Annotated in this window: 13 protein-coding genes and 1 pseudogene; 9 read left to right on the top strand and 5 right to left on the bottom strand. The window is 61.3% G+C overall.

Annotated elements, in window-relative coordinates; genetic code table 11:
• Positions 1–2: 2 nt before the first annotated feature.
• From V3W39_RS27325 to V3W39_RS27310, 4 genes are all read left to right on the top strand, one after another.
• Positions 3–1328 (top strand): MFS transporter, encoded by a 1326-nt coding sequence (locus tag V3W39_RS27325; protein WP_177044177.1) that lies wholly within the window; start codon positions 3–5, stop codon positions 1326–1328.
• Between the two features lie 81 nt (positions 1329–1409).
• Positions 1410–2264 (top strand): CAP domain-containing protein, encoded by an 855-nt coding sequence (locus tag V3W39_RS27320; protein WP_177044178.1) that lies wholly within the window; start codon positions 1410–1412, stop codon positions 2262–2264.
• Between the two features lie 140 nt (positions 2265–2404).
• Entirely contained in the window at positions 2405–2824 is a 420-nt protein-coding gene (locus V3W39_RS27315; RefSeq protein WP_330213736.1) for an organic hydroperoxide resistance protein, read from the top strand.
• 141 nt (positions 2825–2965) lie between these two features.
• Positions 2966–4642, top strand: coding sequence for an ATP-binding protein (locus tag V3W39_RS27310; RefSeq protein WP_259197389.1), 1677 nt, complete (start codon positions 2966–2968; stop codon positions 4640–4642).
• A 3-nt stretch (positions 4643–4645) separates the two neighbouring features.
• Here the strand turns inward: V3W39_RS27310 and V3W39_RS27305 are convergent, their stop codons facing one another.
• The gene (locus V3W39_RS27305) at positions 4646–5773 is read right to left on the bottom strand and encodes a GGDEF domain-containing protein (protein ID WP_177078724.1); all 1128 of its coding nucleotides are present in this window, start codon (positions 5771–5773) and stop codon (positions 4646–4648) included.
• 150 nt (positions 5774–5923) lie between these two features.
• On the opposite strand from V3W39_RS27305, the gene V3W39_RS27300 reads away from it, so the two are divergent.
• The 3 genes from V3W39_RS27300 to V3W39_RS27290 all read left to right on the top strand — a co-directional run bounded on the left by V3W39_RS27300 (position 5924) and on the right by V3W39_RS27290 (position 8134).
• On the top strand, positions 5924–6451 hold the full coding sequence (locus V3W39_RS27300; RefSeq protein ID WP_330213735.1) for a GNAT family N-acetyltransferase: 528 nt from the start codon (positions 5924–5926) through the stop codon (positions 6449–6451).
• A gap of 133 nt (positions 6452–6584) precedes the next feature.
• The gene (locus tag V3W39_RS27295) at positions 6585–7625 is read left to right on the top strand and encodes an alpha/beta fold hydrolase (RefSeq protein ID WP_330213734.1); all 1041 of its coding nucleotides are present in this window, start codon (positions 6585–6587) and stop codon (positions 7623–7625) included.
• Positions 7625–8134, top strand: a complete 510-nt coding sequence (locus V3W39_RS27290) for a cytochrome P460 family protein (protein ID WP_177044184.1) — start codon at positions 7625–7627, stop codon at positions 8132–8134. Before V3W39_RS27295 ends, V3W39_RS27290 begins: the two co-directional genes overlap by 1 nt.
• A gap of 161 nt (positions 8135–8295) precedes the next feature.
• Here the strand turns inward: V3W39_RS27290 and V3W39_RS27285 are convergent.
• From V3W39_RS27285 to V3W39_RS27270, 4 genes and pseudogenes are all read right to left on the bottom strand, one after another.
• A pseudogene (locus V3W39_RS27285) lies at positions 8296–8541 on the bottom strand (TOBE domain-containing protein); the annotation flags it as partial.
• 59 nt (positions 8542–8600) lie between these two features.
• On the bottom strand, positions 8601–10010 hold the full coding sequence (locus tag V3W39_RS27280; protein ID WP_177044185.1) for an OprD family outer membrane porin: 1410 nt from the start codon (positions 10008–10010) through the stop codon (positions 8601–8603).
• 204 nt (positions 10011–10214) lie between these two features.
• On the bottom strand, positions 10215–11624 hold the full coding sequence (locus tag V3W39_RS27275) for an amino acid permease (protein ID WP_177078719.1): 1410 nt from the start codon (positions 11622–11624) through the stop codon (positions 10215–10217).
• Positions 11625–11700: 76 nt separating this feature from the next.
• Positions 11701–12735, bottom strand: coding sequence for a histone deacetylase family protein (locus V3W39_RS27270; protein ID WP_177116018.1), 1035 nt, complete (start codon positions 12733–12735; stop codon positions 11701–11703).
• 118 nt (positions 12736–12853) lie between these two features.
• Between V3W39_RS27270 and V3W39_RS27265 the strand changes: the two genes are divergently transcribed.
• Both V3W39_RS27265 and V3W39_RS27260 read left to right on the top strand, forming a co-directional pair.
• On the top strand, positions 12854–13354 hold the full coding sequence (locus V3W39_RS27265; protein WP_330213733.1) for an Lrp/AsnC family transcriptional regulator: 501 nt from the start codon (positions 12854–12856) through the stop codon (positions 13352–13354).
• A 266-nt stretch (positions 13355–13620) separates the two neighbouring features.
• Complete coding sequence (locus V3W39_RS27260) at positions 13621–15009, top strand: hypothetical protein (protein ID WP_330213732.1); 1389 nt, start codon at positions 13621–13623, stop codon at positions 15007–15009.
• The last annotated feature ends 45 nt before the right edge of the window (positions 15010–15054 follow it).

Below are 15054 nucleotides of genomic sequence, written 5' to 3'. Positions count from 1 at the left end.
GCATGACGGCAACAGCCCGCACCCCGGACGTTGAAACGCCCGCGCAAACCAAGAAACGCCTGCGCAAAGTCGCGGCCGCGACGATCTTCGGCTCGATGCTGGAGTGGTATGACTTTTACCTGTACGCCACCATGGCGGCGATTGTGTTCTCGAAAATCTTCTTCGATAACAGCGACCCGAAAGCCGCCACGCTGATGGCGTTTTCCACGTTTGCCATCGGTTTTATCGCCCGCCCGTTCGGCGGCATTCTGTTTGGCTACCTGGGCGACAAGTTCGGGCGTAAACAAGTGCTGGTGCTGACCTTCTGCATGATGGGCGTGTGCACCACGCTGATCGGCCTGATCCCCAGCTACGCCTCCATCGGCATCTGGGCGCCGATCGTGCTGGTGTTTATCCGCATCATCCAGGGCCTGGGTGCCGGGGCCGAATTGTCCGGCGCGGCGGTCACGTCCTACGAGCACGCCTCGGAAGGCAAGCGCGGCAGCCAGGGTGCATGGCCGGCATTGGGCCTGAACCTGGGCTTGCTGCTGTCGTCCCTGACCGTGTACCTGCTGACCATCAACGGCAATGAATTCCTGTTGGCCGGCGGCTGGCGGATTCCGTTCATTTGCAGCATCGCGCTGGTGGGTGTGGGCCTGTGGGTGCGCAACAGCATTCCGGAAACCCCGGAGTTCAAGGAACTGAGCAAGGAAACCGCGAAGGCCAAGGCCTCGCCGCTCAAGGCGCTGTTCAAAAACGACCTCAAGGGTTTGGCGGTGGTGTTCTTTGTGGCGATTGGCTACAACGCCCTGAGCTACATCTTCAAGACCTTTTCCCTGGCGTACCTGACCCAGTTCAAAGGCGTTGATGTGCACGTCACTTCGCTGTCGGTGACCATCGCCAGCCTGATCGCCATCGTCGCCGTGCCATGCTTCGGCTGGCTGTGCGACAAGTGGAGCAGCAAGACCGTGCTGATGCTCGGCGGCCTGTTCTCGCTGCTGTTCGCCTACCCGTTCCTGGCGCTGCTCAATACCGGCGAAAGCCTGATGATCTATATCGCCATCGGCGTGGGTACCGGCATCCTCGCCCCGATGATGTTTGCGCCCCAGGGCTCGTTCCTGAGCCGGCAGTTCCCGACCCAAACCCGCTCTTCAGGCTTTGGTACCGGACGGGAAATCGGCACCGCCATCGCAGGTGGCCTGGCGCCATTAGGGGCGTTGTCGATGGTGGCGGCGTCGGCCACCCACTCCACTGATGGCGTTGTGATAATCCTCGCGATCTCGGCCTTGCTGGTGGTGGTGTTCGCCCTGTGCGATCAGGGCCGCAAACACTCGGCATTCAAGAACTGAGGCAAAAAGTTCGGACCAACGGGTGCATGCAAGCCCCTTCATCGCGCATCATGGGCACTTTCAAGCTCAAGGGAAACGTCCATGCGCGTTCTGTCATTGATGATGGGTCTTACGACGCTGGCCGCCAGTCTGGTGTTCAGCGCCCAGGCGCAGGCGGGTGAAGAAAGCCTGTTGGTCGACTCGATCAATCAATACCGCAGCCAGGTTCAGCGCTGCGGCAACCAGGGTTCCCAGGAACTGCCACCGCTGGCCAGCGACACGCGGCTGGTGCTGCCGGTCAACAGCGTCGGCGATTTGCAGCAGGCGCTGGCGCGGGCGGCGTACCCGATGGTCAACGTCCAGGCCATCAGCCTGAGCGGGCCCAAGAACGCCGAAGCCGCCATGAAAGCCGTGCGCGAAAGCTTTTGCCGGGTGGTGCTCGACCCGCAGTTCATCGATATCGGCGTGAGCAACAGTGGCCAGGACTGGCGCATCGTGCTGGCTCGCCCGCTGCTGACCAGCGGCCTGGGTGAGACACAGACCGAAGGCAAGAAAGTGCTCGACCTCATCAACGCCGCCCGCCAGCAACCCCACCAGTGTGGCGGCCAGGCGTTTGCCGCCACCACGCCCTTGAGCTGGAACGAAGCGCTGGCCACCGCTGCCGCCGGCCACGCCCGTAACATGGCCAACGGTAACTTCTTCGATCACCTGGACCACGATGGCCGCACCCCGGGCGACCGGGCTGAACTGGCGGGCTATATCGGCCAGCAGATCGGCGAGAACATCGCCGCCGGCATGGACACCCCACGCAAGGTGGTCGACGGCTGGCTCGCCAGCCCCGGGCACTGCGCCAACCTGATGAACCCGCAATTTCGCGAAATGGGCGCCGCCTATGCCATGGACCCGAAGAGCGACGCGGGCATCTACTGGACGGGTTTGTTTGGCGTGCAGCAATAAGGGTTTGTATCCCAACGTATCCTCGTAGCGAGACGACACACTGCGAGGCGCTGCGCCCCGGGCGATGACACATTGCGGATACGCCAGCACGGTTTCCTGTGCACACCGGCCCACCCCGGGTCACTTACCAGGAAACCGTCATGTCCCAGAACAGCACCGTGCTCTACACCGGCAAAACCCACACCACTGGCGGGCGTGAAGGCGCGTCCCACAGCGATGACCTGCAACTGGACATCAAGCTGTCCCCACCCGGCTCCAAGGCCGCCGGTACCAACCCCGAGCAATTGTTTGGCGCCGGCTGGTCCGCCTGCTTTATCGGTGCAATGGGCAAGGCCGCGCAAACCCTGCAAATCCGCCTGCCGGCCGACACCGCAGTGAGTGCCGAAGTGGACCTGGTGAACAGCCCCGAGAATGGCTATTTTCTGCAAGCCCGCCTGCGGGTCAGCCTGCCGGGTATCGAACACTCCGCCGCCCAGGCGCTGGTCGATCTGGCCCACCAGACCTGCCCGTATTCCAAGGCAACCCGCGGCAATATCGAGGTGGCGATCACCGTGGTCTGAACGCGGTTTGACGGGTGATTATGCGGCGGAGACATTAAAATGCCATCTAGTCGATAATCCCGCTGAACTGGCTGAATCCAGGGGTGTCTGTAGCTTGGCACCCCTGCTTCAGCAAACCGCGACAAAGAAGGCGTTCACCCAATGACAAACTGGCTGCAAGGCGGCGGCAAAATGGCCGAACGGGTTCGGCATCACGACTGGGCAACGACGCCATTGGGGCCACTGGATCAATGGCCGGACGTTCTCAAGACCACCGTTTCCCTGTGCCTGGCCTCAAGTTTCCCTCAAGCGATCGTCTGGGGGCCTTCGCTGACCACGCTGTACAACGACGGCTTTGTGCCGATTCTTGGCGACAAACCCAATGCACTCGGGCGGCCTTTCAGTGAAATCTGGCAGGAAGCCTGGCCCCAGATCAGCCCGATCGCCAACGCCGCCTTCGCCGGTGAAGCCACCTTCATCGAAAACTTCCCGTTGACGGTTGAACGCGGCGGCGCACCGGAACAGGCGTATTTCACCTTCTGCTACAGCCCGATTCGTGACGTGAACGGCCAGGTGGTCGGCATGCTCGACACCGTGACCGAAACCACCGCCACCGTGGTCCTGTCCCGCCGCCTGGCGGAGTTGAATGCAAGCCTTGAGCAACGTGTCGACGAAAGAACCACCCTGCTGACCCAGACCGAAGCCGCGTTGCGCCAATCGCAAAAGCTCGAAGCCATCGGCCAGTTGACCGGCGGCGTGGCCCATGACTTCAACAACCTGCTGACCATCATTCGCTCCTCCGTCGACTTCCTGCGTATGCCTGGCCTGTCCGAGGAGCGTCGCCAGCGCTACATGGGCGCTGTCACCGACACGGTGGAACGGGCCAGCAAATTGACCAGCCAGTTGCTTGCATTCGCCCGCCGCCAGCCGCTGAACCCGGAAGTGTTCGATGCCGGCCAGCGGGTGAACAACATCGGCGAAATGCTCGAGACGGTGACCGGCGCGCGGATCCAGGTGCGGGTCGAACTGCCCGGGCAGCCGTGTTACATCCGCGCCGATTCCAGCCAATTTGAAACCGCACTGATCAACGTCGCCCTCAACGCCCGGGATGCCATGAACAGCCAGGGCACCCTGACCCTGAAAGTGGAACCTGATCTTCCGCTGCCGAGCATCCGCGGCGACGCCGGTTCCTGCCAGGCGTTTATCGCGATCTCACTCACCGACACCGGCAGCGGGATACCCGTCGAGACGTTCGAGCGCATCTTCGAACCCTTTTTCACCACCAAGGAAGTCGGCAAGGGCACGGGCCTCGGGCTGTCACAGGTGTTCGGCTTCGCCAAGCAATCGGGCGGCAACGTCGATGTGGCCAGCAAGGTCGGCCAGGGTACGGTGTTTACCCTGTACCTGCCGCAAGTGGTGCCCGAAGAAGGCTTTGAAAACCCCACGCATCAGACTTGCGGGCTGGTGGCAGAAAGCGCCCAGCGCCATATCCTGGTGGTGGAAGACAACCTGGAAGTGGGCCGTTTTGCCAATCAGATCCTCCAGGACCTGGGCTACCGGACCACCTGGGCGACCAACGCCGAACAGGCGCTGGAGCTGGCCGGTGCGGATGCAATGGGGTTCGACGCGGTGTTTTCCGACGTGGTGATGCCCGGCATCACCGGCGTGGCGCTGGCCAGGGAGTTGCGGCGGCGCAGGCCCGCCCTGCCGGTGGTGTTGACGTCCGGCTACAGCCAGGAACTGGCTGACGGCGGCTATGAAGGCCTGGCCTTCCTGCCCAAGCCCTACTCGGCCGACCAGGTCTCCCAGGTGCTGGCCAAGGCACTGCCCAAGGGCTGAGCCCTATTCGGCCACGGCCACCTGATTGCGACCAAGGGCCTTGGCGCGGTACAGGGCCTTGTCGGCGGTGTTCATCAAGCCGTGCAGGTCTTGATCCACCGCCCGGGCCCAGGCAACGCCGAGGCTGGCGGTGAGCCCATGGACCGGCTCGCTGGCCAGCCCGGCAATCGCCTTGATCAGTTGTTCGGCGATGTCCCGCCCGGTCTCCAGCGACGTGTCCGGCAACAGCACCGCAAACTCCTCGCCTCCCAGCCGTCCGTAAACGTCGGCCTGGCGAAACGAGGCGCTGATCACTCCGCCGATCTGCCGCAACACCTGGTCCCCGGCCTGGTGGCCGTAGGTGTCATTGATGTCCTTGAAGTGGTCCATGTCCATCATCAGCGCGCACAACGGCTGCTGGTTATGCCGGCACTGTTCGTAGAGCAACTGCGCATGCTCGAAGAATGCCCGGCGGTTCATCAGGCCGGTGAGCTCATCGGTTTGTGCGGCGCGGGTGGAGATGTTGTGGGCACGTTCCATTTGCCGGGTCAGGCGAAAGGCCTTTTCCAGGGCGTCCGACAGCTTGCGCGTGGCGCCGCCGACAAACGAGGAAAACACCAGCACCGCCAGCGCCATGCCGACTTGCATCGAGGACGGTTGAAACAGCAGCCACAGGGTGCATGGCAGCAATACCAGGCCCATGGAGACCAGGGTCATATAGCGATAGGCCGAATAACAGGAGACTGCGCTCACCGACATGCCCACGGTGAACAGCATCACCAAGGCCTGGGACAGCCGGTCGTCGGTGGGCATCAGTGCCAGTGCGCCCAGGCCCCAGACCCCGGCAGACAGCATCAACGTGAGCCAGTACCGCCGCTCCCAGCGTGCGGGGGTGCGTTCGCTGTTGGGGCAACGAAACCAGGCCATGAACATCGAGACCCGCAGCAGCGAAGTCCCCGCCAGCACCACCAGCCACACCAGCATCACCCGCTGATCAAACCGCTCCCAGCACAGCCAGCACAGCATGGCCGCCGCCATGTAACTGCCGAACACCGCCGAAAATGACTGGCGAAACAGCTGATGCAATCGATCCGTTCGTACCTGCTCCTCGATGAAGCAATCCTGGTCCTGCCCACGCCCAAGGCCATTCATTTGGTCCGCCTGATCATACTGCTGCGACAAAGTGCCATTGTGGCATCCTGCCAGTAGCCCTAACAACTGAATCAAGCGTGCTAGAGCGCCGAAAGCAGGATAAATATAGGTGAACACCTTCTCTCTCGCTCCAAGGATCAGAGCCCATCCATGAATACCCGCCCTATTACCACCTCGCGCCTGATACTCAGGGCCCCAACGGTCGACGATGTGGCCAGTGTATTCGCCATCTATGGCGATCCCGAGACTAACCGCTACAACCCGGCCGGGCCTTTGACGGATATCCAGCAGGCCGCAAACGTCATGGATCGCTGGCTGGACCATTGGGAAACACACGGCTTTGGCCAGTGGGCCATCGCCACCCGGGAAGCGCCGGCGTGTGTGATCGGCTTTGGTGGCATCACGTTGTACAAGTACAACGAGGTCGAGCGGATCAACCTGGGTTATCGCTTCGCGGTCAGTGCCTGGGGCAAGGGCTTTGCCACGGAGCTTGCCAGGGCGGCGTTGCAATTTGGCTTTGTCGAGCTGGACCAGCCACAGGTGTACGGCGTGGTGCGTCCCGCGCATGCAGCCTCGATCAAGGTGCTGGAAAAGATCGGCATGCAGCACATCGATGAACTGGATGATGTACCCGGGCAGGCGCCGAGCCTGGTGTACAGGGCCACCCGGCCCGTCTGACCTGTGTATCGCAGTGTGTCCAAACACCCCTGCGATACAAAAGCTTTAACCCAAGCGTTTTCTCGAAACAGACGGGATACACAACCACGTTCAACTGTGAGCCAGGCACACAACCCGCCGTCGGAGGCTCACCATGCACACACAGTTGAACATCCCATCTCGCCGCCTGATGGGCGCGTCGCTGCTGGCCTTTGCGCTGTTGCAGTTCGGTGCCCTCGGCGTTGCCAGTGCACAGGACACGCAAGCGCCTGCGGTTGCCAGCGCAAGCGCCCACACCGCGTTTGGCCCGCTGAAGCACGTGAAGGCCGGCTTGCTGGACGTGGCCTACGCCGAAGTCGGCCCGGCCGATGGCCCGGTGGTGATCCTGCTGCACGGCTGGCCCTACGACATTGACAGCTACTCCGAAGTCGCGCCGCTGCTGGCCGCCCAGGGTTACCGCGTACTGGTGCCCTACGCCCGAGGCTACGGCGACACCCATTTCCTGTCGGCCAAGACCCTGCGCAACGGCCAGCCGGCAGCACTCGCTGTCGACCTGATCGACTTCATGGACGCGCTGCACATCAAGCAAGCCGTGCTCGGCGGCTACGACTGGGGCGCACGCACCGCCGACATCGTCTCGGCGTTGTGGCCTGAGCGGGTCAAGGCGCTGGTATCCGTCAGCGGCTACCTGATCGGCAACCAGGCCGCCGGCAAGAACCCCTTGCCACCCAAGGCCGAGTTGCAATGGTGGTACCAGTTCTACTTCGCCACCGATCGCGGCGCCGCCGGCTATGCAAAAAACACCCATGACTTCGCCAAGTTGATCTGGCAGATCGCCTCGCCGAAATGGGCGTTTGACGACGCCACCTTCGACCGCAGCGCCAAAGGCCTGGACAACACCGACCACGTCGCCGTGTCGATCTTCAACTACCGCTGGCGCCTGGGGCTGGTGCAGGGCGAGAAAAAATACGCTGCGCTGGAACAGAAACTCGCCACCGCCCCGTCCATCAGCGTGCCCACCCTCACCCTGGAAGGCGACGCCAACGGCGCCCCGCACCCGGCGGCGCAAGACTACGCCAAGCGCTTTACCGGCAAATACGAATACCGGCTGATCAGCGGCGGCATCGGCCACAACTTGCCGCAGGAAGCCCCGCAAGCCTTTGCCAAGGCCGTGATTGATGCGGATCACCTGTGATGAAGCGCCTGCACCTTGCTGCACTCGTCGCCACAACCGCCGCCGTGGTGGCCGCCGCTACCGGGTTCGCCTCTGGCGGCCCGGCCACCAGCGAGCCTTCGCCGATCTACGGTGTGACAATTCCCGACGGCTACCGCCAATGGGAGCTGATCGCGCCGGCCCAGGAAGCCGACCCGCTGAATGAACTGCGGGTGGTGCTCGGCAACACCGTCGCGCTCAAGGCCTACCGCGAGGGCACGCTGCCCTTCCCCGACGGCACCGTGCTGGCCAAGCTGGCGTGGAAACATGTGCAGTCGCCCGAGTTCAAGACCGCCTCGATTCCCGGCGCGGCCACCACCGTGCAGTTCATGGTCAAGGATTCGAAGAAGTATGCGGCGACGGGAGGCTGGGGCTTTGGACGGTTCATCAACGGCAAACCGGCGGACCAGGCGCAGCATGAGACATGCTTTGCCTGCCATCAGGCGTTGGTGAAGAACCATGATTATGTGTTTACGCGGCTGGCGCCTTAGCCCGTTGAATGATCGCTGCAACGCTGATTAATGACTCGCGCTCCGTCACGACCGATCCGTAGCAGCTGTCGAGCCCAAGCGAGGCTGCGTCGGCGGTGTGTCAGATACACCGCCGACGCAGCCTCGCTTGGGCTCGACAGCTGCTACGTGGGTGGGTTTTATCAGGCCGGCACACCCAGGATGATATGGGACGCCTTGATCTCCGCCGTGGCACTCACACCCGGCTTCAGGCCCAACTCGATCACCACTTGCGCATTCACCGCGCCGTCATTCACGCTCAGCACTTTGCCTTCCAGGCAGTTGCGGGCCGACAGGCGGATGTCGCTGGATTCAGTCATCAGCATCACCCACGGAGCCTTGCCCAGCGCGATCGCTTCCTTGCCCACGGCGATGCCGAGATTGCGGATGCGCAAAAAAAAGGCCGCCCAACAGGCGGCCTTCGTTTGGAGCGTTTACCCGCGACTGATTAAAACAGCGCGTAGGTGTAGTTGAAGATCAAACGGGTTTGGTCCTGGTCGGCAGTGCCGGTGTTGTGGCCGTGGTAGCTACCGGTACGGAAGGTTGTACCGAAGCCTTTCAGCGGGCCCTCTTGCACAACGTAATCAAGACGGAAATCGGTTTCGCGTTCCGACTGATCGCTGCCGCCGGCAACCTTGGCCTTGATGTCGCTACCGTTGAGGTAGGCAACGGAGGCTTTCAGGCCCGGCACCAATGTACGGAAGTCATACAGGTACTGACCGAAATTGACCTGCTCGCCCGCGCGGGAGAACTGGCCAACCACCGCATCCGTGAACAGGTAGAAGTCGGAGCCGGCCGCGCCTTGTGCAGTTGGGTCGGCGATGCTGCCCTGGTTGACCCACACGAAGCCGCCGTCGTCGCTCACGCCAATGTGGCCGAGCATCAACTGGCTGCCGCCCAACTGGTAGGTGAAGGCAGCACTGTAGGTTTTGTTGTCGACTTCACCGGCGTGCTTGGCATAGCCGCCGTTGTTGTTGAACGCATAGCCGGCCGAACCGTTCTTGCCGTCGCTGGTGCTGTCGAAATAGCGCAGGTCGGTCTTGAACGATTGGTCATTGCCCAACGGCAGTACATGCACCAGGCCGAAATAGTTCTGTTTGTAGAAGTCTTCCAGGTCGGCGTAGTAGTACTGCAACGTCAGGTTTTTAGCGATGACGTTGTCAGAAGAACCGAACGGCTGGTAGTCAACGCCGCCGAAACGGAAGCTGTCGCTGTCGCGAGTGGCGCCGGCGACGCTCAAGCCCGTGGAGTTACTCGATGCACGACCTTCGGCCTTGTTCAGCTCACCGCCCGTGAAGGTGACGTTGGGAATGTCCTTGGAGGTCAGGATGCCGCCGTCAAAGGTTTGCGGCGCGGCACGGCTGTCGTTGGACACCAGGATCGGCAGGATCGGGGCCAAGCCACCGCCCACGTGCAGTTCTGTCTGGGAAATACGGAATTTAACGTTGCCGGCTGCGCGACCGAAGCTGTCAGCAGGCTCGGTGCCGTTGTTCTTCACGGGGAAGAAGCTGTTGCCGTTACCCGACAGGCCGTTACCCGCTGCGTGACCATCGCCACCGTCCAGACGCAAGGCGCCAAAGGCCATCACGTCGAACCCGATGCCTACGGTGCCTTGGGTGTAACCGGATTTGTAGTCGAAACGCAGTACTTGAGCCGCTTCACGCAGGTCATTCGCGGTGCCGGAGTGAACGTCGGCGTTGTAGTACATGGTGCGCGAACTGATCGACGAGTGGCTGTCCTCAAGGAAGCCGCTGTGACCGTTACCCGTGCCGAGTGAGCCAAGACCAAAGTCATCTGCGCTGGCGTGTTGTGCGAGGACGGCCGCGGTGATGGCCAACGCTAATGTAGAGAGTTTCATTTACTGCGCCCCTGTGAACATTATTTTTTTACTGTCCTTCGAGCGAATACCGTTGCGGCCCTGCAAACGCTGCGGATTGTGGCATGGGGCCTATGGCGCAGAATGTGAAATTTTTGTCATGTAGCGATGAAAAAACCGTCATGAAAAGGCCGTACAGGACGGCCTTTTTTGACGGTCGAATTCGCGTGAGTTGTATGACGACCGCTATAGCGCTGTGCGCTGATCAGGCTGAAGTCGGCTGCGAAAATGCGAGAAATGGTAGGCAACCGCCAGCCACACAAACCACGCCGGCATCACGCAAAGCGCCAGGCGGGTGTCTGGGCGAAGTGCCAGCAAGCTGAGTACAAAGGCCAGGAACCCAAGTGAAACCCAGGCCATCGGTACACCACCGGGCATTTTGTACAGCGATTTTTCATGTAGCTCTGGGCACTTTTTCCGATAGGCGATGTAGGACGCCAGGATCGTCGACCAGGTAAAGATCACCAAAATCGCCGAAACGGTGGAGACGATAGTAAAGGCCGTCATCACTTCCGGGACTATAAACAGCAGCAATAAGCCCAGCAGCATCAGGAAGGTGGTAAACGCCAGGCTGATAAACGGCACGCTGTTGTTCGACAGTCGCCGGAAAATCCCGGGGGCATCGCCCAAGTCCGCCAGGCCGAACAGCATGCGACTGGCCGAGAACACCCCGCTGTTGGCGGACGATGCCGCCGACGTCAGCACCACGAAGTTCACAAGCCCGGCGGCAGCGGGAAACCCGGCCACCAGGAACAGCTCAACGAACGGACTCTTGCTCGGTGACACCTGCTGCCAGGACGTCACAGCGATGATGCACGCCAGGGCCAGCACGTAAAACAGGATGATCCGCAGCGGGATCGAGTTGATCGCCTTGGGCAGCGTCTTCTCGGGCGAGCGGGTTTCAGCTGCCGCCGTGCCGATCAACTCAGTGCCGGCGAACGAGAAGATCGCCATCTGGAACCCGGCAAAGAAGCCGAACAGGCCATTGGGAAACGCCGCCTGTTTATCCAGCAAATGCGTCAGGGAAGCGGTGACGCCGGTGGGTGACACAAACGAGCTGGCAATCAGCACCACGCTCACGCTGATCAGGGTCACCACGGCGATGATCTTGATGATCGCAAACCAGAACTCCACTTCGCCAAACAGCCGCACCGTCAGCACATTCAGTGCAAACAGCGTCAGCAGCATCGCAATCGCCGGGATCCACGCCGGCACGTCCGGGAACCAGTACTGGAAAAAGCCCCCCACCACCACGGCATCCCCCACCACCGCCACGCTCCAGCTCAGCCAATACGACCAGCCGAGAAAGAACGCCGCACGCGGCCCCAGGTACGCACCGGCAAAGTCGGCGAAGCTCTTGAAGTTCAGGTTGGACAACAGCAGCTCGCCCATGGCGCGCATCACGAAATACACAAACAGCCCGATGATCATGTAGATCAGGATGATCGAGGTGCCGGACAGCGCAATGATCTTGCCCGAGCCCATGAACAGGCCGGTGCCAATCGCACCGCCCATGGCCATCAGTTGAATATGTCGGTTGCTGAGGGTGCGTTGCAAAGCGGGCTTTTCAATCAGCCCGGGCGCGGTTGTTTTCATCACAAAACCTCTTGTTATGTTTTTGAGTTTTGGCAGAAAAAAGTCGGGGTTGTTTATTGTTGGAATGGGGTCGGGATCAGGCTTGCTTGTTCTCGAAACCGTGCAGCACGTTGACGGCGTTGATGCCGATTTCATCGACCATGTAGCCGCCTTCCATCACGAACAGCGTGGGCACGCCAACGCTGGCGATGATCTCGCCGATGCCGAGGAAGTCGCGGCTTTCGAGGAGGAAATGGCTGATGGGGTCGTCCTTGAAGGTGTCGACGCCGAGGGAAATCACCAGCACCTCCGGCGAGAACCTGCGCAGTTGGGTGCAGGCGTCGAGCAAGGCTTCCTTATAGGTGCTCCACCCGGTGTTTTTGGCCAGCGGGTAGTTCAGGTTGAACCCCTCGCCCGCCCCCGCACCGCGCTCGGCACTGAAGCCCGAATAGTAGGGATACGACACCGCAGGTTCGCCATGCAGCGAGACAAACATCACGTCGCTACGGTCGTAGAAAATGTTCTGCGTGCCGTTGCCGTGGTGGAAATCCACGTCCAGTACCGCGACCCGTTTGGCACCTTGGGTGATCGCCTGTTGCGCTGCGATGGCTGCGTTATTCAGGTAGCAATAACCGCCCATGTATTCCCGCGCCGCGTGGTGACCCGGTGGGCGGCACAAGGCGAAGGCACTGTTGTGGCCTTCATCGATCAAGGCCAGGCCGGTGAGTGCAATATCAGCGCTGGTCTTCACCGCCTCCCAGGTGGTGCTGGTGATGGGCGAGCCGGCATCCATCGCGAAAAACCCGAGCTTGCCGTCGATAAATTCCGGCACGTGCGCATTGGCCAGGTCACGCACTGGCCACACCAGCGGCAAGGCGTCATGGGCACGGCCAATCGCAGTCCATTCGGCCCAGGCGGTTTCCAGGAAAGACACGTAGCGTTCGCTGTGGGCATTGACGTAACAGGCCCGGTCGAACGTGCGCGGCACGATGATATCGCCCAGCCCAACGTGCTTGACCCGATCACGCACGGTGTCGGCACGGCTGGGTTGTTCGAAGGACGGCTTGAGCACGCCATCCTTAAGCTCGGTGCCATGGTGCAAACGATGAGAATCACTGAATACAGTCAACATAAAAGACATCCACCCGTGAAAGACAGGTGATTATTTTGTTCTGGCTGCGCTGGGCTTTCTTTGCTTTTACGTGCGCCGATGCTAGCGTAATCGGGCATTTTTACCCCAAAGAGCCACCATGAAGAAAAATAAAACCAAACAGGTCGCACTTGACGACACCGATCTCGCCATCCTCGCGTTGCTGCAGGAAGACGCGAGTATTTCCAACGCCGAACTCAGCGAGCGCCTGTCACTGAGTCTCACGCCCTGCTGGCGCCGGCGTAAGCGCCTGGAGGAAGAAGGCGTGATCAAGGACTACCAGGCCAACCTGGATCGCAAGATGCTCGGGCTGGAAATCATGGCGTTTGTGCATGTGCGGTTTGCGGTGCATTCCGACCATACGCCGGAGGATTTTGAAGCGGTGATCAAGGAGCTGCCCCAGGTGCAGTCCTGCCACAAGATCACCGGGGATGCGGATTATCTGCTGCAGGTGCTGGCGGAGGATCTGGATGCCTACAGTGATTTTGTGGAGAGCGTGTTGCGGCGGCAGTTGGGGATTGCGTCGATTCAGTCGAGTCTGGCGTTGCGGGAGGTGAAGGCGACGAGTCGGGTGGCGATTCCGGGGCGGGTGGAAAAATGATCCGGTTCAAAAACCACTGTGGCGAGGGAGCTTGCTCCCGTTGGGGTGCGCAGCGCCCCTGAGTTTTTTGGGGCCGCTTCGCAGCCCAACGGGAGCAAGCTCCCTCGCCACAGTCGTGCTCATGCCATGTCATAAAAGATGGCTATGTGACAGCAATTAATCCGACAACCTTCCCAACCTCTCCTACAATCCCTTCGTCCAGCGCCTGAGCCACGCTCGTACCTGGGCAGCCAACACCTACCCCGAATGGATTCAGAGAGGTCCACGTGCGTCTATCCCCTGTCTGTATGCTTGTTGCCGGCGTTATCGGCCTGGCCGGCTGCGCCACGCCCGACACAAAAGCCGAATGGGGTTTGCAGACCATCCTGGCCCAACCCCTGGTGGCCGACAGCATCCTGCGCGATGGTGATGTGCTGAGTTTTCAACTGCCAACGAACGTGCCCAACCAGTCGATTCAGGTGGAGGCCGCGTGTTCGTCGAAACGCTTGCGACTGACCTATCTCAATAGCAATCAGCGGGTGTACTCCACGGGCAGTGCCCAGTACGGCCCGGGCTCCGGGATACCTGAGAAATTGCGGCCGATACTGGCAGCCAACCCTTCATTCATCCAAGCCTGTGCCCAAACGCCAACACCTGACTGGCGCCGGCTGAGTGCAGACGATCACGGCATTTGGTTGTTACTCGATCGCAATAGCCTGAGCACGGCGGGCGATGAGGTGCGCTTCTGGGGGGCGATCGATAGCCCGGTCATTCGCCAATCGCCGCCTCACAACGCGCCTTATGCGCAACAACGTGAGCGTTACGCCGTGTCTTGTGGTGCCGGTACGTTCAAGCGGCTGGCGAGTTACAGCCTGGACGCGAGCAATCAGGTCAGCGATGGCGGTGTCGACCGTTCGCCGCCCAGCCAAGCCATCGCCAGTGGCAATCCACAACAACGGGCGCTGCTCGCCAAGGTGTGCGAGGGGGCCGAGATAGTGGCGGGACTGGAGCCGTTTACACCGCGCGTGATCGTACCGTTGCCCGTGACCTTGCCGGCTGTGGCGCCCGCGATATTGGCGGCGATCGAGCAGTTGAATCTCGACCCGCCGAGCCGCTCGCTCAAGTACCTGCGGGTGACGGGCACCTCGACATTTCGGGGCGTCACCGAGCCGGTCAAGGAGGAGCGTTTCTTTTCTAGCGACCCGGTCAGCGGGCAATTGAACGTCGCTCTACGTGAGGAAGATGGCGAGACCTATACCGCGGGATGGCGCGGCTTTCTCGCCCTGTACTCCAGGGCCTCATTCACCGAGGGCCCGCGTGGCATGCAGCAAACCACCACGCTCACCCAGCTGAGTTACAGCGGGGATTGGAAAAACCTGCCCGTCGGGGAAACGGTGAGCTTCACCAGGGCCTTCTCCGTCGTTAACAACCGGGCCGGCACCCATGTCTCCAAACCCGCAACCAGTGACTGTCGGGTAGAACGCGAACTGGCGGCGAGCGAACTCCACCCCCGGCTGTTGGGCAAGGCAAAAGCGTTGGCCTGTCAGGACAGGGCCGAAGAGGTAGACCCGGTGAGTCGCATTTACTATCTGGAAGACTATGGCTACTTCTTCCGGGCCAGCCTCGACAAGAACCCTTACTCCTACAATGATCACCGGATCGACACATTCGAATAGGCACCCTGTGGGAGCCGGGCTTGCCCGCGATGCTGGCGGCTCGGT

The organism is Pseudomonas sp. Z18(2022) (assembly GCF_036346535.1).
Classification (GTDB): Bacteria; Pseudomonadota; Gammaproteobacteria; order Pseudomonadales; family Pseudomonadaceae; genus Aquipseudomonas; species Aquipseudomonas yamanorum_A.
The sequence above is the reverse complement of the archived record's forward strand: the minus strand, read 5'-3'. Positions and strand labels throughout refer to the sequence as shown.